Source organism: Desulfocicer niacini (genome assembly GCF_054657595.1).
Window position 1 is genome coordinate 95,007 of the sequence record NZ_BAAHYK010000016.1, and the last position, 21,325, is coordinate 116,331.

Annotated in this window: 15 protein-coding genes; 11 read left to right on the plus strand and 4 right to left on the minus strand. The window is 50.6% G+C overall.

What is annotated here, in order from left to right; translation table 11 throughout:
* Positions 1-52: 52 nt before the first annotated feature.
* Positions 53-349 (plus strand): hypothetical protein, encoded by a 297-nt coding sequence (locus ACYQ2M_RS10575; RefSeq protein WP_459916306.1) that lies wholly within the window; start codon positions 53-55, stop codon positions 347-349.
* Here the strand turns inward: ACYQ2M_RS10575 and ACYQ2M_RS10580 are convergent.
* From ACYQ2M_RS10580 to ACYQ2M_RS10590, 3 genes are all read right to left on the minus strand, one after another.
* The gene (locus ACYQ2M_RS10580) at positions 321-836 is read right to left on the minus strand and encodes a universal stress protein (protein ID WP_459916307.1); all 516 of its coding nucleotides are present in this window, start codon (positions 834-836) and stop codon (positions 321-323) included. The two genes, ACYQ2M_RS10575 and ACYQ2M_RS10580, sit on opposite strands and share 29 nt — an antisense overlap.
* 122 nt (positions 837-958) lie before the next feature.
* Positions 959-1,672, minus strand: a complete 714-nt coding sequence (locus ACYQ2M_RS10585; RefSeq protein WP_459916308.1) for a rhomboid family intramembrane serine protease — start codon at positions 1,670-1,672, stop codon at positions 959-961.
* Positions 1,673-1,700: 28 nt separating this feature from the next.
* Positions 1,701-2,231, minus strand: a complete 531-nt coding sequence (locus tag ACYQ2M_RS10590; RefSeq protein WP_459916309.1) for a hypothetical protein — start codon at positions 2,229-2,231, stop codon at positions 1,701-1,703.
* A 312-nt stretch (positions 2,232-2,543) separates the two neighbouring features.
* Here ACYQ2M_RS10590 and ACYQ2M_RS10595 point away from each other — a divergent pair, with 312 nt between their 5' ends.
* The 7 genes from ACYQ2M_RS10595 to ACYQ2M_RS10625 all read left to right on the plus strand — a co-directional run bounded on the left by ACYQ2M_RS10595 (position 2,544) and on the right by ACYQ2M_RS10625 (position 12,896).
* The gene (locus ACYQ2M_RS10595; protein WP_459916310.1) at positions 2,544-2,774 is read left to right on the plus strand and encodes a MoaD/ThiS family protein; all 231 of its coding nucleotides are present in this window, start codon (positions 2,544-2,546) and stop codon (positions 2,772-2,774) included.
* A 10-nt stretch (positions 2,775-2,784) separates the two neighbouring features.
* Positions 2,785-3,483, plus strand: a complete 699-nt coding sequence (locus ACYQ2M_RS10600; RefSeq protein WP_459916311.1) for a HesA/MoeB/ThiF family protein — start codon at positions 2,785-2,787, stop codon at positions 3,481-3,483.
* Positions 3,484-3,758: 275 nt separating this feature from the next.
* Positions 3,759-4,514 carry an SIR2 family NAD-dependent protein deacylase gene (locus tag ACYQ2M_RS10605; protein ID WP_459916312.1) on the plus strand — a complete coding sequence of 252 codons (756 nt, stop codon included), beginning with the start codon at positions 3,759-3,761 and terminating at the stop codon, positions 4,512-4,514.
* A 55-nt stretch (positions 4,515-4,569) separates the two neighbouring features.
* Entirely contained in the window at positions 4,570-4,908 is a 339-nt protein-coding gene (locus tag ACYQ2M_RS10610) for a histidine triad nucleotide-binding protein (protein ID WP_459916313.1), read from the plus strand.
* Positions 4,909-5,008: 100 nt separating this feature from the next.
* On the plus strand, positions 5,009-9,319 hold the full coding sequence (locus tag ACYQ2M_RS10615; RefSeq protein WP_459916314.1) for an amylo-alpha-1,6-glucosidase: 4,311 nt from the start codon (positions 5,009-5,011) through the stop codon (positions 9,317-9,319).
* A gap of 72 nt (positions 9,320-9,391) precedes the next feature.
* Positions 9,392-10,894, plus strand: coding sequence for a glycogen synthase (locus tag ACYQ2M_RS10620; RefSeq protein WP_459916315.1), 1,503 nt, complete (start codon positions 9,392-9,394; stop codon positions 10,892-10,894).
* The gene (locus ACYQ2M_RS10625; protein ID WP_459916316.1) at positions 10,860-12,896 is read left to right on the plus strand and encodes an alpha amylase C-terminal domain-containing protein; all 2,037 of its coding nucleotides are present in this window, start codon (positions 10,860-10,862) and stop codon (positions 12,894-12,896) included. The genes ACYQ2M_RS10620 and ACYQ2M_RS10625 overlap by 35 nt, the downstream gene beginning before the upstream one ends.
* A 172-nt stretch (positions 12,897-13,068) precedes the next feature.
* Here the strand turns inward: ACYQ2M_RS10625 and ACYQ2M_RS10630 are convergent, their stop codons facing one another.
* Positions 13,069-13,227 carry a hypothetical protein gene (locus ACYQ2M_RS10630; RefSeq protein WP_459916317.1) on the minus strand — a complete coding sequence of 53 codons (159 nt, stop codon included), beginning with the start codon at positions 13,225-13,227 and terminating at the stop codon, positions 13,069-13,071.
* Positions 13,228-13,601: 374 nt separating this feature from the next.
* Here ACYQ2M_RS10630 and ACYQ2M_RS10635 point away from each other — a divergent pair, with 374 nt between their 5' ends.
* The 3 genes from ACYQ2M_RS10635 to recC all read left to right on the plus strand — a co-directional run bounded on the left by ACYQ2M_RS10635 (position 13,602) and on the right by recC (position 21,218).
* Positions 13,602-14,744: a MalY/PatB family protein gene (locus ACYQ2M_RS10635; RefSeq protein WP_459916318.1), complete on the plus strand. Its 1,143-nt coding sequence runs from the start codon at positions 13,602-13,604 to the stop codon at positions 14,742-14,744.
* Between the two features lie 434 nt (positions 14,745-15,178).
* Positions 15,179-17,524: a GAF domain-containing protein gene (locus tag ACYQ2M_RS10640; protein ID WP_459916319.1), complete on the plus strand. Its 2,346-nt coding sequence runs from the start codon at positions 15,179-15,181 to the stop codon at positions 17,522-17,524.
* 1 nt (position 17,525) lies between these two features.
* Positions 17,526-21,218, plus strand: a complete 3,693-nt coding sequence (gene recC, locus ACYQ2M_RS10645) for an exodeoxyribonuclease V subunit gamma (RefSeq protein WP_459916320.1) — start codon at positions 17,526-17,528, stop codon at positions 21,216-21,218.
* Positions 21,219-21,325 lie beyond the last annotated feature (107 nt).

Below are 21,325 nucleotides of genomic sequence, written 5' to 3' on the forward strand. Positions count from 1 at the left end.
ATTTTTGTGTTTTCTCATCAGAATGAGAAATTTAAAAAACAGGATGTTTGCATTGGAAAAAATTGAAATTAAACTGGATCTCAGGCATCACTGCATTGAAACGGAGATAAAAAAACAATATAACCGGCGGGTGTCCATGGGCCTTAAACAGGGACTTACAGATAAGCTGGCGGCGGAGATTCAGAGCTTAAAGACAGCCCTGGAAAAATTTGATTTTTCAAAACTCAGGTCGCACCACCGGCAGCTTGCCGGTGGTGCCGATCAGTGTGCTGTTCTCAGGACAGGGCCTGATGGGACACCGGACATCGAATTGCCGCCGGTTACTCGTCCGCAGGTGGGATCATCATGACCGGAATCCGGGATCGTTTCAGGATACTTTTGGCGCGATGACCCATGGATTTCGCATCGGAGAACATGGTTTTGTTGGAGCCGATTACGATGAGATTACAACCTTCTTCCTCTGCGGTTTCCAGAATGGTGTCCACCACATGGCCATCCTTGACAAGGATATTTTCCACCACATAGCGGCATTCTTCGTTCTGTGCGGTGTCGGAAAATGTACCAAGGGCCTGATGGATGGTTGCAAGTTCACTTTTTTTGCCGATGAGGGTGGCTCTGGCATCATGTTCATGCTTGCTGTGAAGCATTTCCCATTGTTCTTTGCCGAGCAGTCCCTTTAGTCTGGAATCCAGAGATTCAGAAACTGTTTCCATGACATGCAGAAGTGTGATACCCCCTTCATATCGGGCTGCCAGGTTTGCCGCATAGGCAAAGGCGTGTCTGCAATTGTTGGACAAATCTGTCGCAAATAAAATTTTCTTAAAATCTCCCTTCATTTTTTCTCCTTATTTTATGGTGTGCTTGGGTACTATTGTATTTCATCGGTAATATGTATTGTATCTGGCATTTGTCAATGTCCGCATGGCTAAAAGAGTATAAAAAGCAGTAAAGGCCTTCTCTATAACAGGTAGAGTGCAGTCACAACTGTCCAGATCAGAAAAAGTGCGGTGATGGCCATGGCCCCCACGGAAATCATAACATGCCATCCGGTTTCCCGTCGGATCTCATGGTATCCCAGCAACCATCCAAGTACTGCGCCGGCAACAAGTCCCCCACCGTGTCCCCAGTTATTGATGCTTGGGATGGCAAGACCTATGACAATAAGGCTTAATACCCAGCCCATGGTCTGCTTGTAAACCGCCTGGCCAAATGGGCCACCTCTGGATTTTCCAAAGTACAAGGTGGCCCCGATGAGGCCGCATATAGATGCCGAGGCCCCAATGGTCACACTGACTCCGGCAACATAGGAGATATAAAATCCGGCAATGCCGCTTATGGTATAGATGATAAACATCCGGTGAACCCCATAGGCACCCATGACCAGATGGCCGATTTGAACCAGGGCTGTCATGTTGAAGATGATGTGCAAGAGACTTCCATGGAGCCAGTTTGCCGTTATCAATGACCACCATTGCTGGTAATGATCAACAGGTACAGTACCGGTGGCTCCCATGTAAATAAGGGTGTTGGTGGAGGGGGATAACGCAGTGAAAGGATTTATGGAAAAATCAGTATTTTTGCCACTTACAACCAGGCACACCAGAAACATGAATCCATTCACACCGATGATACCCCGTAGCAGTTGCCGGGGGGTAGGTATGGTAAAAGTCATAAAACCCTCCAGGGGAGCAGATGTCCCATCAGGACATCTCTACCTGAGATGGCTGGATGTCCACGGCATTGAGGTATTCTTTTATCCCCCCAAGGGTCATGGTAAACAGCTTGGTTCCGGTGAGGATCACCGCAGCATCGTCATGGCACTGGCAGGCATCGGCAAAGGCCGGCCCCATGATAAAGGAGGGGTCGGTTCCCTCAATTGCATTTTGTTTCATTATGGCAACATAGGTGTCCATACGTTTTTTCAGAATGGAAAAGTAATCCACTACCTGCCCGGTGGTGGTTTCCGTGAGCTGGGAAATATTCCTGGAAATTTCTTTTATATTATCCCAGAATCGCTGGTTAATTTCCTTTTTGATGGGCGCGTTTTCCATATAAAAAGAGATGGCCCAGCCCACACTTAATATCTTTAAAATCTGAAGTTCATATTCCACGCAGGTCCGATTCACGGTGTCATCTGCGGGCATGGCCCGGAGAAGCATTTTTAAGTCATCCCGGTTGATGGCAAAGGTTGCCAGATTTTCTGCAAATTGATCCATCGTAATTGGTTCCATGGTGGCCTGCCCCATTATTCCCTCTTTTTTTCCTGTTGCATACAATTCAATAAGCGTGTCATAATATCTGTCATGGTAATTATCTGCATATAGACGGCATTCCATGGCCTTGATAAAGAAACTGATTTTGCGTCTATATCATCTATAAATGATAAAGTAAACGTCTGGACCGGTGTCGGGGCTTTTTAAGCATACGTGTCGAGAGCAAAGGACAGACCCATCCAGCCTGACAGATGTTGTGATCAATCCCTGAGTGTTAAACGGATTTATCACCTCTGACAGTGGGAAGCGCATCGACGGAAAGAGAGAAATATGATAAATATTAACTTGAATTTTTTTGCCACCCTTAGATCTTTTCTGCCCGATTCCCCCCAAAATATGGAAATTCCGGAGGGTACCTGTGTCAAAGATCTGGTGGCAGAGTTTGGTATTCCGGAAACCGATGTGAAACTTATTTTCATCAATGGTACAAGACAGTTGCCTTCCTATGAATTGAAACATAATGACCGGGTGGGTATCTTCCCGCCGGTGGGGGGGGGATGAGAATGTCGAAATGGATATGAAAACAAGATATGCAAGAAATTTTCAAACCATCAGCCTGTCTGAGCAGGCGCTTCTGGCAGACACCAGGGTGTGTATTGTGGGGCTGGGTGGCCTGGGTGGCGGTGTTGTGGAAATCCTTGCCCGCATTGGCATTGGCACCCTTGATCTGGTGGATGGCGACGTCTTTGATGAAACCAATCTAAACAGGCAGTTGTTGTCCACGGAAAAAGGCATTGGCACTTCAAAGGCCCGGACGGCCCGGGAACGGGTGGCGGCCATCAACAAAACAGTGAAGGTACACGCATTCCATGGGTTCTTGAACCGGGAAAATTCTCGCGAAATCATGGGTAGCGCCCATGTGGTGGTGGATTGTCTGGACTCCATTGGGGATCGGTTTTTACTGCAAGATCTGGCAAGGTCCCGGGGTATCCCACTGGTATCTGGTGCCATTGCAGGTATTTCCGGCCAGGTAACTGTGATTTACCCTGAAGATCCGGGGTTTCAACTGATCTATGGCGATCCCCGGGGTCACCAGGCGGATGGCATTGAAAAACAACTGGGCAATCTGCCCCATTGTGCTTTGCTGGTGGCATCCCTTCAGTGTTCTGAGGTAATCAAGGTGGTGCTGGGTAAGGGGGAGGTTTTAAGAAACCGATTGCTCATCTGTGATCTCATGACCAATACCTTTGAGGTGATGCAGCTGATATAATCCACATGTTTTGGCGGACACAACGAAGAATGAAAATGGTATTATGACGTCCCCGACGGGCGATCGAATCGGCCCGGGCCCGTCGGCAGCCCTTTTGCCCTGCCGGTCTTAAGCCCAGGAGTTGCGGACAGGTTTGTACTCAAACAGCCTGCGCTTTTTAACGCCCGGCAGGCCAAAAAGACTGATCGCCTTTGGGGCCGATGGCCCGTCGGGGGCTCTGCTGTCGACAATTTGAGCCAGAATCTTCAGGCATCCTTTAGCTATGGTTAATAAAAATGAAAATTAGTGACAAAAAACGATATGAACAGGCGGCAAAAATAATAACCGGGGCAAGGCGTGCAATGGCCTTCACCGGTGCCGGCATTTCTGTGGAAAGTGGTATCCCTCCCTTCCGGGGGAAAAACGGGTTATGGAACAAGTATGACCCGGCCACCTTTGACATCTCTTATTTCCATGAAAATCCTGGCCATTGCTGGGAGGTGATGCGGGATATTTTCTATGAGTTGTTTGGTAGGGTAAAGCCCAATGCAGCCCATTATATCCTGGCGGAAATGGAGGCGCAAAAACACATTCACGGGGTGATCACCCAGAACGTGGACAGCCTTCACCAGGATGCCGGAAGTCAAACCATCCATGAATTTCATGGTGCCTTGAGGAAATTGATCTGTCTTGGATGTGGCCGCACCATCAAGGTGGAAAGGGTGGATCTGTCCATTTTGCCACCCAGGTGTGAAAAGTGCCGGGGGATCTTAAAACCCAACGCCGTTTTTTTCGGGGAGTCTATTCCTGCTCACGCCCACCAGTACTCCTTTGCCGAAGCAGACAGGGCAGATGTCTTTATCATAGTCGGCACCACTGGAAGGGTGGCACCCGCCAACATGATCCCACGGCTTGCCCGGGAAAATGGAGCAAAAATAATTGAAATCAACACAGAACCATCGGATTACACTGATTTTATCACCCATATTTTTCTCCAAGGTAAGGCCACAGAAGTTTTGGAACAATTGATGGAAACCATTGAGGGTTCCTGACTTGGATATAAGAACCCAGAAATTATAAACCCATTCTTCACAAAAGGAGATGAAAATGGCAGAGGATTGCCTGTTTTGTAAAATTGTCAAAGGTGAAATTCCATCGGAATTTATTTATGAAGATGAAATGTGTGTGGTATTCCGGGATATCAACCCCCATGCCCCGGTGCATCTGCTCATTGTGCCGAAACGGCACATCAGAAGTATCAATGATCTCACCGAAGCCGATGCAGAAACTGTTTCAAAAATGCATATGGTTGCCAAAGATATGGCCAAAAAAGAAGGGGTGGATCAGTCGGGATATAAGCTTTTATTTAATGTTGAAAAGGGCGGTGGACAGGTGATTTTTCATCTTCATCTCCATCTTTTGGGTGGTTGGAAAAAAGAAGATTAATGATTATGATGATCCCGTTTTTCTTTGATGTGGGACCCATACAGGGATAAAAAACGGGAGCATTTTCCCGCAGCAAATCGTTTCCTTCAATGGGGGTGTTATGGTTGTTCAGTATCCCGAGCCCGGCAGGGCGCTTGTCATGTTCTGTGGGGACAGTATCACCTTCAGCCTTGATATTTTTTCAGATACACCAGGACAGGCCTTTCTCCGTACCGATCTGGGGCGGGCCGAGGTTACCCGCCAGGAAATCATAGACCGGGTGGACAAGGGCGATATAAAACTTAATGGGGCCTGGCATGATATAAGGATGATAGGCCAGACTTCTTCCCGATTTTCCATCACCCTTCCCCTGTACGAACTGGGGCATTTCCGGGCCAAGTGTTTTTTCATGGCTGAGGACAAGGAAGTCCCTGTGTGGCCCCAGGGGGATAACACGATCATTAACGTTGAAAGCGCCGGTTCCTGTTGTGCCAACATCGTTTATAATGCCTTTGTCCGGCAGTTTGGCGTTGCAAAATGGCCCCGGAACCCAATGGTACCCCAGGAGCAGGAGGTGATCCAGAGCCTTGAAGCCAAAGGGTATACCGTAATTCCGGAATCGGGGAAATTCCGGGATCTTATTAAAGAGATTGATTTTGTTTTTGGCGAGCTGGGCTGCCGGGTGCTGCAGCTTTTGCCTGTGCATCCCACCCCCACCACCTACGCCCGCATGGGCCGGTACGGCAGTCCCTATGCGGCCCTTAATTTTACAGATGTGGACCCGGCCCAGGTGGAATTTGACCCCTTGGCCACTCCCCTGGAGCAGTTCATGGAACTTGCAGATGCCGTGCATTTCCATTGCGGATACCTGATTTTAGACATCGCCATCAACCACACCGGCTGGGCTGCCAGCATCCATGAGCACCATCCGGAATGGCTGGTGAGGGGGGAGGATGGAAAAATTGAAGTCCCCGGTGCCTGGGGGGTGAAGTGGGAAGATCTCACCAAGCTTGATTATTCCCGGGTGGAGCTGTGGCAGTACATGGCGGATATTTTTCTGTGCTGGTGCAGAAGGCGGGTGGATGGGTTTCGGTGCGATGCCGGTTATATGATTCCATTGCCTGCCTGGGAATATATTGTGGCAAGGGTGCGAAAAGAGTATCCGGATACGGTGTTTTTCCTGGAAGGGCTGGGTGGCGGCATCCATGCCACCTGTGATCTTTTAAACACGGCCAATTTCAACTGGGCCTATTCCGAGCTGTTCCAGAATTACAAGCAAAAAGAGATAGAAGATTATCTGCCCCAGGCCCTGGAAATTTCAGAGAAATATGGGCTGATGATTCATTTTGCAGAAACCCACGATAATCCCCGTCTGGCGGCTGTATCACAGGTGTATGCACGCATGCGAACGGCCATTTCCGCCCTGTTTTCCGTGTGCGGCGGATTTGGCTTCAGTGCCGGGGTGGAGTGGTTTGCCACGGAAAAAATTGACGTGCACGAAGCCACATCCCTGAACTGGGGTGCCGAGGAAAATCAGATTGATCATATCCGTCAACTCAATTTTATTTTGAGGAATCATATCACCTTTGGCCAGGATACCCGGCTTGCCTTTGTTCACCAGGCCACGAAAAACGGCTTGGCCCTGGCCAGAATTCATGAGCCCTCCCAAAGTCGTCTGCTCATTGCAGCAAACCTGGATTGTGAAAAAAGTCAAACGGTCTTATGGTCATCTGATAACTGGGATATGGCCGGTACAAGGGCCATGGATCTTATTACGGAAACCTGGATGGATATCCATCTCTCTGATACGCTTCAGTCCATTGTAATGGCACCTGGCCAGGTAATGGCCCTTTGTCCCGAAAAAGAAAACAATGATTCCTGGATTAAAGAAAGTCCCCCCATGTGTCGAATGCCCCGGCGGGTACTGGATCAGAAACTGAAAGCCCGGGCCATGAAGCTGTTTAAAGTGTTTCAGGGGTTTAAAGATCTGGGGGATTTTGATGTAAATGCCGGGGCAGCACAGCTTATTCATGATCCCGTCGCCTTTTGCCGTTCCCTGAACGGTGGAGGAAAGGAAAGCCGTGCGGTGATATGGCACTGGGAGGTGGATATCCGCCGCACGGTTATGGTGCCTCCGGGGTATTGCCTGCTGGTGATGGCCCATAAAAATTTCCGGGCGGATATCAGGAGAACCGACGGCGACTTCGTTGAAACCCTGGGATATGAAGAGGCCCTTCCCATGGAATCTGGAATGTTTTTTGCCATCTTCTCCCCTCTGGAAACCCAGTCCTTTCATCAGCAGTTCACCTTCCGCATCAGGGTATTTGAAAACGGCAATACCAGAGAACAGTCATCTTCCCTTTTATATCTGGCACAACCCCGGACCCTTACCTTTCAGCCCCATTTTTCCCGGCAGAAAATTATGGCCGATCCCTCTCTGAAATTTCTGGATGTCAACGGCCGGGGGGCAATGTTGCGTGCATCGGCCTGGTGGGGACGTCTGGAAAGCCGGTATGATGGCCTGTTGTGTGCCAATCTGAATCCACAATTTCCGGAAAATCGATGGATGCTTCTTTCCCGATATCGCATCTGGGCGGTGTATCAGGGATATTCCCGGGAGTTGACCCTGGATTGCCTGGAAACTTTTTCCTGTACCCATGATGGGGGTGGCGGGCGATGGCGGTTTAATGTGCCCACCTGTGAGGGACGACATTTCATAATAGAATTGATGCTATGGATGCCCCCTGGGTACAATCAGGTGGTTTTAAAAATGACCCGGATGGCAGCCAGGGATCATGCCCTGTTTCTGGAAGATCATATCCCTGTGACCCTTATTATGCGTCCTGACATTGAAGATCGTTCCTTCCATGATACGGTGAAGGCCTGGACAGGTCCCGAAGATGCCTGGGAATCGGCCCTGGTTCCCCGAAATAACGGGATTCGTTTTGAGCCGGCGCCGGGCCAGCGGGGGCTGGATCTTCACATGGAGGGCGCAGAGTTTGTTCTTGAACCCGAATGGACCTACATGGTGTACCACTCCCTTGAAGAAGAGAGGGGTCTTGATTCCCATTCAGATCTTTTCAGCCCCGGTTATTTCAAAGTTTCCATGTTGGGCAGGGCCGTTTTCACGGTTAAAGCCAATGCCGACATCTTCACCACCAGGTTCCAAGAGCAGCACATGGAACCCCCGCAATTTTCCCCCTCCTCGGCATCTTACCATTTCATGGAAACGGTGGCTAGAAACCTGGATGCTTATCTGGTGCTCCGGGGCCGGGATAAAAGTGTTATTGCCGGATACCCCTGGTTTCTGGACTGGGGAAGAGATAGTCTGATTTTTTGCCGGGCATTGGTTGAAGGGGGTCGGTTTGAAGATGCAAAGGCCATTTTACGCCTGTTTGGTCAGTATGAACAGGCTGGCACCCTGCCCAACATGATCTGCGGCAGGAATGCCGAAAACAGAGAAACCTCCGATGCCCCCCTGTGGTTTTTTGCCGCCTGCAGTGAGCTTGTGGAAAAAGACGGTGAAGCCTTTCTTGATGAAGCTCTGGCCGGGCGGTCGGTACGGCAGATTCTGATCTCCATGGCCAAATCCCTTGTGAAGGGAACGGACACGGGTGTGGTCATGGACCCTGATACGGCTCTTATTTTCAGTCCTTCCCATTTTACCTGGATGGACACCAATTTTCCGGCGGGCACACCGCGTAAGGGATATCCCGTGGAGATCCAGGCTCTATGGTATCATGCCCTTTGTTTTCTGGCCCGCATTGATACTGCCCCTGGAGAATCTGCCTGGTCGAGTCTGGCTGCCCGGGTCCAGGCAAGTATAACACAGTATTATTTTCTGGAAGACCGGGGGTATTTTGCCGATTGTCTGTATGCGGATTCCGGTGTGGGAGCAGCCCAGGCAAGGGTGGATGACGCCCTTCGTCCCAATCAGCTGTTTTTATTGACCTTGGATGTGGTTAAAGACCCGGCCCTTGCCATGCCCTGTCTGGATGCCTGTATGACCCTGCTGGTTCCCGGTGCCATCCGAACGCTTGCCGATGCCCCGGTGTCATTTCCCCTTCCCATTGTATCCAACGGCAATGTTATAAACGATCCCCATCACCCTTACGCCGGTGAGTACAAAGGCGATGAAGACAGCAAGCGAAAACCCGCCTATCATAACGGGACGGCCTGGACATGGCCCTTTCCGGTGTTCTGTGAAGCCTGGGCAGGAGTTTATGATGATCCCGGGGGAACACAAACGGCCCTGGCCCTTCTGGGAAGCGCTTCGGAGTTAATGAAAAAGGGGTGTGTGGGCCATATTCCTGAAATTTTGGACGGCAATTCCCCCCATCATCCACGGGGTTGTGATGCCCAGGCCTGGGGAAGCAGCGAACTGTACCGGGTCTGGATAAAACTTGACAAAAATGAGATCACAGGAATATAAATTGTTTTAATAAACGCCACATGGCAGGCGTAAAATTGTCATTTTAAGCTGTTTTTTTAAAGGCAGGTAAAAATGAAAAAATCAAAACCCCGTGTTCTTATTGTAACTCCCGAGGTGACGTACCTTCCCGAGGGCATGGGGAATATGTCCAATTTTTGTGCCAAGGCAGGGGGGCTTGCCGATGTATCCGCCGCCCTTATCAGTTCTCTTTTTGATCTGGGGGGGGATGTGCATGTGGCCCTGCCTGATTATCGGTCCTTGTTTGACGGGTATCTGCCCAAGCTGTTTCATAAGGAATTAAAACGCATCAAACAGCGCATCGAAGATGAGCGGATTCATCTGGCAGAGGATCGGGTATTTTATTATCTCACCCATGTCTATTCCGGATACTATGAAACCAACCTCAAGGTCTCCCTGGCCTTCCAGCGGGAGGTGATGAATTACATCATTCCCCGGGTGAACCCCGACATTATTCATTGCAACGACTGGATGACCGGTCTGATCCCCGCCATGGCAAGGCAGATGGGTATTCCCTGTCTGTTCACCATCCATAACATTCACACCGTAACGGCCACCCTGGAGCAGATTGAAGACCGGGGTATTGATGCAGCTGCCTTCTGGCATCATTTATATTACAGGAATCCCCCGGATTGTTACGAGGAGAGCCGGGGGCACAATCCGGTGGATTTTCTCACCTCCGGTATATTTGCGGCCCACCATGTCAACACGGTGAGTCCCACCTTTTTAACCGAGATTATAAATGGCCAGCACCCCTTTGTGGAACCCTGTATTCGCCAGGAGCTTGCCAACAAGTGGCATGCCGGTTGTGCCGACGGGGTTTTAAACGCCCCGGACCCCGAGTTTAATCCGGCCATAGATGAAATGGTGGTCTACAACTACGGCCCGAAAAACCACCGGCATAAAAAGCTGGAAAACAAACGTCATCTCCAGGACATGCTGAACCTGGAGCCCGATGATAATGCACCTCTTTTTTTCTGGCCTTCTCGCCTGGACCCGGTTCAGAAGGGATGTCAGCTCATGGCAGATACGCTTTTTGAGGTGGTTTCTGCCTACTGGGATACCAATATTCAGCTGGTGTTTGTGGCCAACGGTCCCTTTCAGAAATATTTCACCGAAATTGTGGATTTTCATGGCCTCCACCGGCGGATATCGGTGAACGATTTTACCGAAGCCCTTTCCCACCAGGCCTTTGCCGCGGCGGATTTCCTTTTGATGCCGTCTTCCTTTGAACCCTGTGGACTTCCCCAGATGACCGGGTGTATTTATGGCACCCTGCCCATTGTGTTTGACACCGGCGGTCTCCACGACACGGTTCGGCATATAGATCCATATAATAACACCGGCAACGGATTTGTTTTCGGTGTGCATGATCCGGGCGGTTTTCGCTGGGCGGTGGACCAGGCCATGGCCTTTCACCGCCTTGATCCTGAGTTAAAAGAACAGCAGATTTCCCGGATAATGACCCAGAGCGTTCTTGAATTCAGCCACACGGCCTGTGCCGCCAAATACATTGAAATCTATGAAAAAATGCTCAGAAGGCCCTTCATTGTCTGATCTCGGACTTTTCAACGACCCCGGTCTTGTGCCCCATCAAAGGGTGATTCACCATCGCCTGGAGCGGGTGACGGCCATGGAAAAAGCCCTTATATCACCTGACGTTGCTACTCTTTATGAGGTGGCAGGCTATCATGAAAAATTCGGCCTGCATTTGTCTGGGAATAAATGGTACTTCCGGGAATGGGCACCCAATGCAACGGTGGTGTACATCATTGGGGATATGACTGACTGGCAGACAATGGAGTCGTTCCGCCTGAAACCTTCACAGGATCCGGGCATCTGGGAGGGATGGTTTGATGCAAATACCTTCTGTCATGGTCAGCATTACCGGCTCCGGGTGGTGTGGCCGGGGGGGGAGGGTGATCGCATCCCCACGGCGGCTGTGCGGGTGGTTCAAGATAGCCACACCCTTATTTTTAATGCCCAGGTGTGGTGTCCACCGGTGCCTTATTCATGGAAAAATTCCCGCCTTACCCCCGCAGACGAACCCCTTCTTATCTACGAAGCCCATGTGGGCATGGCCCAGGAAGAAGGCAAGGTGGGCTCCTACCAGGCCTTTGAACAGCATGTCCTGCCCCGGGTGGCCCATGCCGGATATAATACACTGCAGCTCATGGCCATCCAGGAACATCCCTATTATGGCTCCTTTGGCTACCATGTATCCAGTTTTTTTGCCCCATCCTCCCGGTTCGGCACTCCGGAAGAGTTAAAGCAGCTGGTGGATACGGCCCACAAAATGGGTATCCGGGTCATCATGGATCTGGTGCATTCCCATGCCGTTAGAAATGAAGTGGAGGGTCTGGGCTGCTTTGACGGTACCCGGCATCAGTTTTTCCATGGGGGGAAGCGAGGGCTTCATTCGCTGTGGGATTCCTATTGCTTTAATTATGGCAAACCCCAGGTGCTTGAATTTCTGCTGTCCAATTGCCGGTACTGGCTGGAAGAATTTAAAATGGACGGGTTCCGTTTTGACGGTATCACCTCCATGCTGTTCATGGACCATGGCATCGGTAAAGCTTTTACAAGCTACGATGACTATTACCGGGAAGGGGAGGTGGATGAAGACGCCCTTGCCTATCTTTTTCTTGCCAATAAGCTCATCCATGATATTTCCCCGGAGGCGGTAACCATTGCCGAGGAAGTCAGTGGTTACCCGGGCATTGCCGCGTCTTTATCCCTCGGGGGCACTGGGTTTGATTACCGGTTTGCCATGGGGGTCCCCGATTACTGGATTCGGCTATTAAAGGAAGTAAAGGATGAGGACTGGCCCTTAGGCTCACTGTGGTATGAACTCAATGCCCGCCGAAAGGACGAAAAAAGCATCAGCTATGCCGAATCCCATGACCAGGCCCTGGTGGGGGATCAGACCCTTTTCATGCGTCTCATGGGAGAACACATTTACCATGGCATGGGGGGATCCACGCCGGATATTCAAACTTTCCGGGCCCTGGCCCTGCACCGGATGATTCGCTTGATCACCCTGGCAACAGCCGGGGATGGTTATCTTAATTTTATGGGCAATGAATTCGGGCATCCTGAATGGATTGATTTCCCCGGAGCACATAATAACTGGTCCTATCATTATGCCAGACGTCAATGGTCACTCAGGGACAATCCGGATCTTTATTTTTCCCGGTTGGCAAATTTTGACCGGGCCATGATAAACGGTTTAAAATCCTTTAACATCCCCCGGGGGGGTAGGGCTGAATTTTGTCATATTCATGAAGATGACAAGGTCATAGCCTTTTTCCGGGAAAAACTTTTATTTGTGTTTAATTTCCATGTCGGTCGTTCACACAATGATTATCAACTTACGGTTTCCCCGGGAAGATATGACATGGTTCTTAATACAGATGAAAAAGCCTTTGGCGGATCGGGCAGGTTGGTTTCGGGCCAGGCTCATTTTACCCAGCCTTCATCAATTGAGGGCACTTTTGCCCATCTGCTGCAGCTATATCTTCCCAGCCGCACGGCGCTTGTCCTTTTGATGGTAAATTGACTGTTGCATTGGGGTTGGTCATTACATCGGCTATTCATTATAATTCGGTGGGCCAAAAGGCAAACTGTTTCATCTGCGTGCCTGATAACTGATATTGGAATCCAGCACCCTTCTGACGATTTGCAAAAGTTTCTGACGGGTTACCGGTTTGTCCAGAAGTGCCGTCATGTGCTTAAGACGATGGTTGTCCCGGGAAATACGTGAGCTGAATTCCGTGGCAATGATGACGGCAAGATCCGTTCACCCAGGTGATGACCCGGTTCACCACCATGCCGACGCCGGTGGGGATTGCTTTAAAAATACTGCGAAGTTCAGCCTCCCGTTTTTCCATGTTTTGCCAGCTTTCAAGCAGCTGCTATTCCATGGTCCTACGCGCCAGAGATTGCTCGGCCAGATCTCCCATGAATCGTGCCAGCCACCCCCCACGAGAATGCTGCCGTCAAAGGCATCTATAACACAAACTTAACCCCTTGACAGCAATATTTTAAGGCACAGCCAGGGAGCAATGTCGTCCGGGGATGCAATTTTTAGGCATTACATTTTGTTTTTAAAGTAACGGTTTGGCCCGTTGCAGAAAGGAGGATAAATGTGTTACAGGAGTGTGGCGGTAAATTGATTCTGAAAGGCCATGATCACATCATGCTTCATATGAAGATAAGGGCTTGGTCACTGCATAAAAGAAGATATTAAAAAGGAATTTTTTCGATGTTTAATTTTGATGAAATAATTGATCGCCGGGGAACCGGCGGTGAAAAGTGGGACAAATACCAGGGGCAGGATGTCATTCCCATGTGGGTGGCAGACATGGATTTTAGGGTACCACCGGCGGTGACAAAGGCTCTGCAAGAGCGTGTAGATCATGGTATTTATGGATATCCCGGGCGGGATCATGCCCTGGAAACCGTAGTGGTCCAGCGTCTGAAACGATGCTTTGGATGGGAGATCAGCAAAGACTGGATTGTGTGGCTGCCGGGGCTTGTCAGCGGTATCAATGCCATGTGCCATGCCTTCAGTGAACCCGGGGATGATATCATGACCACCATTCCAGTGTACCCGCCTTTTCTGGCAGCCCCGGGCAATTCCGGTAAAAACTGCATCAAGGTTTCCATGGTGCTGGAAAAAGACAGATATGTGCTTGATTTTAAGGCCATGGAGCAGGCAATCACCGACAAAACCCGTATTTTTATCCTCTGCAGTCCCTATAACCCCTGCGGAACTGTGTTTACAAAAGAGGAGCTTGCCCGTCTGGTAAGCATCTGCCATGCCCATGATATATTGCTGCTTTCCGATGAAATCCATGCGGATTTTATACTGGATAAAGATGTACGTCATTGCCCCACATGGATGTGCGACCCCAAAGCCCCGGACCAGACCATCACCCTCATGGCCCCAAGCAAGACCTTTAATATCCCGGGCTTGAGCTGCTCCTTTGCCGTGATTTCCAATGATACCTTGCGCGAAAAGTTCCAGAATTTCAGCCGGGGGCTTTTACCCCATGTGAACTGCATGGGACTTCTGGCTGCCCGGGCCGCCTTTGAATCCGGAGACGAATGGCTGGCCCAGCTGATTCAATACCTGAAAATAAACCGTGATTATGTGTATCAACGCATAAACAAAATGCCGGGACTTTCCATGAAACCGGTGGCATCCACCTATCTTGCATGGATTGACGCAAGGGGTCTTAACCTGGAAAATCCGGCCCGGTATTTTGAATCCATGGGTGTGGGGCTCAATGATGGGGCAACCTTTGATGCAAATGGATATGTCCGACTAAACTTCGGCTGTCCCATGGCCACCCTGAAACAGGGACTTGATCGCATGGAGAAGGCCGTTGACAAAATAGCTTAAATGCCGATTATATCTATATAACCCGCATGTCCTGTCGGACACAACGAAGATAGGGTCGTAGACGCGGAGCCAAATGACATTATGCCGCCTCTCCCCCGACGGGCAATGGGCCCGGACCGGAACTGTAGACAGCTCGATTGTCTGGTTCCTATTGCCCATCGGGGGAAGGGCTCAGCTGAGGTAAACTTGAAGGCTACCTTTTCATATAACCGTCACGGACGGACCTCTTTTGGTCATCTCGGTTCGTCCACAACAAAACATGAAAGAATGTAAGATATGCCTGCCCTTTCTTATATGAAAAATGATGTAATGGCAGTCAATGTTTGGACAGTGCTCGATATTCGCCTGTTTAGAGCAGCAGACCAAAGCCGGTGAAGATGGGGTGTTGAACTAATATTTACTGATGGTATGATGCCTCAAAATAAGGGGAAATCATGATGTTGGAAGACGTAAAATCACAAATCAGCCTTCAGCCGCTCATGGCATTTTGGGAAAACAATCTGGTGAAAAATTGCTCCCACATGGCGGACATGTATGAACGGATCAAGGAGAAAATGGATCAGGTCCCTGATTTTGAGGGAAATGCCCATGATTCAGAATTTTTGAAAGCACACCAAGACATTATCACCCCCCTTATGACAGCGGTTTTTGCCCCGGCCTCCTTTAAAAAAGCAATTGCCGGAGCCCTTTCACCCTGCACCTTTGACCCGTTTTACTTTTCCCCGGGATTTGAGCGCCTGTTTATCCGAAAGAATCGGTTTCTTTCAGGAAGATCCGGGGAGGAGCACCCCGGATTTGTCTCTCAAAGTCACCGTCTTCGGATTTTTCTTCTTATCCTAGATAGAATTTATGATTTAAAACTTAACCCGGAGATGGCAGCGGTACGTATTGTCAGCCATGAAAAAACCGGTCTGGACCGTTATTATCGCATTGAATTGGATTTTCAGTTTGTGGATGTCAAACCCCTTGAGACCCCACCGAAATTGACCCAGGCCCAACGGGATGAAATCCGTGACAACATGATGGATATTGCATTCCTGGAAAAACATATTGATCCCAAAGCCTTTTTATTGTCAGGGTTTACCATTGCAAGGGCTTTGGATGTAACGCGACCTGCCATTGTCTCCTCCCTTGAAAGTCAGCTCATTGACCAGGGATCTATTTTTTCACCAGAGGGCATCCGAAAACTGGAGTTGAGCCTTAAAATCCTTTTTGAAAAACCACAGTTGCGCATAGGGATCGGTGCCATCCACAATGATCGGGTGATGAAAATCAAGAGTGACTGCCATGAAACCATTAATTGTCTTTTTGCCAACTCCGATCACCTTTCCCTGGAAGCACTTAAAGGGTCTGTGTGGATGGAAGCGGCACACCAGACATCGGTGCTGCGGGTGCCGGATCTTTCCCTTCGCCCCGATCCTGTGCCTGTGGAGGCCATGGCCATAGCCGCCGGTGTACGCTCCATGCTTTTAACCCCCTTGCTGTTCCAGGGAGAAACCATTGGGGTCCTTGAAATATTCACCCCCGATGCCAATGATCTCAATGCTGTGGATGCCCAGCTGCTGCAGCAGGTCACCCCCATTTTTTCCGTGGCCCTGAAACGGGGGGTGGATGAGATGAACAAAACCGTTCAGACCCTTATAAAGGAAAAATGCACGGCGGTGCATCCGTCGGTGGAGTGGCGCTTTGAAAAGGCGGCCATCAATCATATGGAGCGCTTGAGAAAGGGAGAGCCATCGGAGATGGAACCCATTGTTTTTAAAGATGTCATTCCCTTTTATGGCCAGGTGGATATTAAAAACTCTTCCCTTGCCCGGAACCGCGCCATTGAGCTGGATTTGAAAAAACAGCTGAATCTGGCTCACCAAGTGATGAGCCTGGGTGCACAACATCGCTCCTGGCCCCTATTAAAGGCCTATCAACATGGCCTTGAAATCAGGATCAAGACACTGACATCCTCGGGGATTCAGTCCGGTGATGAATCGGCCATGTTTGCTTTTTTGACACATAAGGTGACACCAGTGTTTGAGGAGTTGATGAACGTCAATGCCGATATTCACAGTGCCATTCAGGCGTACAGACAGGCCCTTGATCTAGCCACCGGCACTGTTTATGAAAAACGAAAGGCCTATGAAAACAGCGTTGCCATGATCAATGAGGGCCTGTCCCGGTACCTGGAGCAGGTAGACCAGGAAATACAATCCTCCTTTCCCCATTATTTTGAAAAACACCAGACCGACGGCGTGGATTATATGATGTACCTCGGGGCATCCATGATGAAAAATCAGCGACTTGCCTCCTTTCATGTTAAAAATATGACCCTGTGGCAACTCCAGGTGGCCTGGGGCCTTGTCCGGGAACTGGAAGCAATTAAACCAGACTTGCCCCTTCCCCTGGATGCTGGGCATCTGATTCTGGTGAATCACACGCCTTTATCCATTCGGTTTCGATTTGATGAAAAACGATTTGATGTTGACGGTGCATATGATGTCCGCCAGGAGATCATTAAATCCCGCATTGACAAAGCAGTGGTCAAGGGAACTGGGCAGCGCCTTACCCAACCAGGTAAAATTGCAGTGGTGTATTCAAATTCTTTGGAGGGAAGACAACTTCGCCAGCACATTGAATATCTGGTGAGCCGAAAAAAATTTAATGATGATATGGAGATCCTGGAGCTGGAAGATCTTCCCGATGTCAGAGGGCTTAAGGCATTGCGGGTACCCGTGAGTCTTGCGCATAACCGTAAGGATAATGTGATTCCCATGAAAATGAGCAATTGACATGACAGAACCTTTTCAACCCGGCCTTTCCATCATCCATGCCAACCATGTGGAGGATCTGCGTGATGTGGTTGTGGAGTGGATTGGACGATATCCCGTGGCTCCCCTGGAAAAAGAGTGCTTCATCGTCCAGAGCAACGGAATGGCCCAGTGGCTGAAGCTCTCCCTGGCATCGGATGACGGCTGCGGCATTGGAGCCGGGCTTGAGTTTCTGCTCCCCGGGCGATTCATGTGGCAGGCCTACCGGGCCGTTTTGGGAGATGTTCCCCCAGCCTCCCCCTTTGACCGGGAACGATTGATCTGGCGGCTCATGCGCCTTTTGACTCAGCTGGGGGATGAGCCGGTTTTTTCTGTTCTTAGGCGATTTCTTGCCAATGATGAAGATTCCCGGAAGCGCCATCAGCTGGCCTTACACCTGTCAGCGCTTTTTGATCAATACCAGGTATACCGGGCAGACTGGCTTACCGCCTGGCAGGCCGGGGGGGATGGCATTGTCACCGGCAGTGGCGCCTGGGCGGAACTGCCAGGAGAACAGCTCTGGCAGCCAGCGTTGTGGCGGCGGGTCCATGAAGATATTGCCCCGGAGTTAAGGTTCTCCGGCCGGGCAGACCTCCATGGCCGTTTTTTAACGGCGGCCAGAAATTCCCAGAGGCCTTTTTCCGGGTTACCCCGGCGGGTGATTGTGTTTGGCATCTGTTCTCTGCCAGCCCAGGTGCTGGAAGCCCTGGATGTTTTATCTGCCCATTGCCAGATACTTTTATTTGTGCACAACCCCTGCCGACATTACTGGGCCGATATCATTGAGGACCGGGAGCTGTTTAAAATTGAACAGGCCCGTCATGGCAGAGCCGGAACCTTGCCCGGGGATTTGGACCCCGATCTCCTTCACCAGCAGGTGAACCCTCTGCTTGCCACCTGGGGAAAGCAGGGCCGGGACTATATCGGGCTTTTGTACCGCTACGATGAGCCCGAAACCTACCAGGACCGGTTTTCCCAGATTGATCTGTTCCGGGATATCATTGCCCCCGAAAGTCAGGACAATGGGGATAATGTATGCGTGGATCCCCCGGATGATCCGGAAAATCAGGGAAGTCATTATCATCGCCATAATACGGCTTTTGATGCCCGAAGAACCCTGCTCATGCAGGTGCAGCAGAACATTCTGGATCTGACCGCCCTGCCTGCTGTATCTGGTGACAGGCAGATCCTTTTCCCTTTGGATCGTTCCATTCAGTTTCATCTGGCCCACAGCCGCCAGCGGGAGGTGGAGATCCTCCAGGATCAACTGCTCAATTTTTTTGAAGAAATTCCTGATCTCTGCCCCCGGGACGTTATTGTCATGACACCGGACATTGACAACTATGCCTGCCATATCCAGGCGGTGTTCGGTAATGTCACCCTGACAGATGAACGATATATCCCCTTTTCCATTGCCGATGGCCCGGACAACGCGTATCGCCCTCTGTTAAAGGCCCTGGAAACCCTGTTGAATCTGCCCCAGATCCGCATGACCACCGCAGATATCATGGCCCTGGTGGAGGTGCCGGCCCTGGGGCGCCGCTTTGGTATCAAACCCCTGGATCTGCCGTTGTTGAAACTGTGGATGGAGGGGGCCGGTATCTGCTGGGGGCTTAACAGCGCCCACCGCAGGGCTTTTGACCTGCCGCCGGATTTGGAACATAATACCTGGGATTTTGGCCTTCGCCGGATGATGCTGGGCTATGCCGTGGGGGATGGGTTTGCCTGGAACGGCATTGAACCCTATGACGAGATCGGCGGCCTCAGTGCGGCGTTGGTGGGGGGATTGACGGATTTCATGAACGCTCTTGAAACGCTGTGGCAAACCATCATAACACCGGCATCTCCGGAAATATGGTGCCAACGCATCCGGCAACTGATCAATGACTTTTTCATGCCCGGAGACAGCAATGAGCGCCTGTTTTTATCCCATGTGAATGATGTTCTGGTGGCCTGGGAAACGGCCTGTGGCAGTGGGGATTTTCATTCAGACCTGGAGCTTGCCGTGGTGCGGGACCATGTCATGGCGGCCATGACCGATTCCAGTACCTCCCAGCGGTTCCTGGCTGGGATGGTGAATTTCTGTACCATGATGCCCATGCGGGCCATTCCCTTTAAGGTGGTGTGCCTTCTGGGCATGAACGACGGAGAGTACCCCCGCAGCCGGGTGGCCCTGGATTTTGATCTCATGGCTCTGAAAGGCTTTTACCGGCCTGGGGATCGTTCCCGCCGGGAGGATGATCGATATCTGTTTTTGGAGGCGTTGCTGTCGGCCCGCAATTGTCTGTATATTAGTTACATAGGCCATGATGTGGTTGATAACAGTTTAAAGGCCCCGTCGGTGCTGGTGGCCCAGCTCCGGGATTATGTGTCTGCAGGGTGGCGGTTTTGTTTACCGGAGGATGCCTGCCGTACCCTGACATTGGAGCATCCGTTACAGCCCTTCAGTAAACAATATTTTGACGCCCAAAAAAACAACCCCCTTTTTACCTATGCCCGGGAATGGCGGGAAATCTTTGAAGACCAGGAACGGTCAACGCCCCAGGGCAGTGGCGCGTCCGACACCGCTTTCATCACCTTGGATGAAAAATTTTTCGGGGATGACGTTCCTCTTTTGTCCCTTCCCGTGCCCCAGGATAACCTGGACCTGAGGCCCTTGATCCAGTTCATGAAAAATCCCCTGACCTTTTTTTTCCAGCAGCGTTTATCGGTTTATTTTGATGCCATGGAAGACTCCCAGACTGGGGATGAGCCCTTTGTCCTGGAGGGAATAACGCCCTATATACTTAAAAAGCAATTGCTGGATGCCGGCCTGCCAGAAGCTACTCAGGGGGCTGAGCAGGTGTTTCAGGCGGTTACCACGGCGGCCCGACGTCTTTTAAACACCGGGCAACTGCCCATGAAGGGGTTTGGTCAGCTTGCCATAACCTCCCTTACTGAACCCGTGGAAGAGATGGTGGCCCATCATAAACAGCTGTGTGAAACCTGGCCCCATGAAATCTCTGGCCGGGAACTATCGTTTCATGTGAGCAAAGGCCCTTTACGGGGTAAGATTCTTGAAGGGTTTCTGGATGGCCTTCACACCGCAGGTTCATCTCCCACCCTTGCCAGGTGGGAATTCTATCCCCATAATCTCATGGATTCCAAGGGGAACCCAGGGCGTTTAACCCCCTTTACAGAAGTGTGGGTAAAGCATGTGCTAGGCTGTGCCGTGGGGTTGTCTTTAACAAGCAGCCTTGTGGCCCCGGATGGCATTGTATCCTTTAATCCCCTGGAAAAGCCCACGGCCAAGACTCTTCTCCATGACATAATGGACCTGTGGTGGCAGGGGCTCTGCTTTCCGCAACCCATCACCCCCCGAACGGCCATGGCCTGGCTTCTAAATGCGCCGGAGTTAAGGAGAGATGTCTCCGATGAAGACACTGCCGGGACTGAAAAAAAACATGGGGAGGACGTATCAGAAATTGCCATGGCCATGGCCAGAAACGATGCCTGTAAGGTGTACCAGGGCGATGGCTTTCATTCCGGAGAAATAGGGTATACCCCCTGCGCCCTGCGGACCTATCCTGATTTTGATTCCCTGTGGCAGGCCCACAACAATGCCTTTCCCATGCTGGCCCGGCGCCTTTATGGCCCCCTTTTTTATGCTCTTAACCCTACAACGTCACTTGCTTAAAAAATTTCAGAATTTGGAGTTGCCTTTTTTCCATGGTCGCATAGACTTCCTAGTGATAAAGTTGGCTTATTATCTCACATTGTCAAAGATCACGAAAAACTAATCCA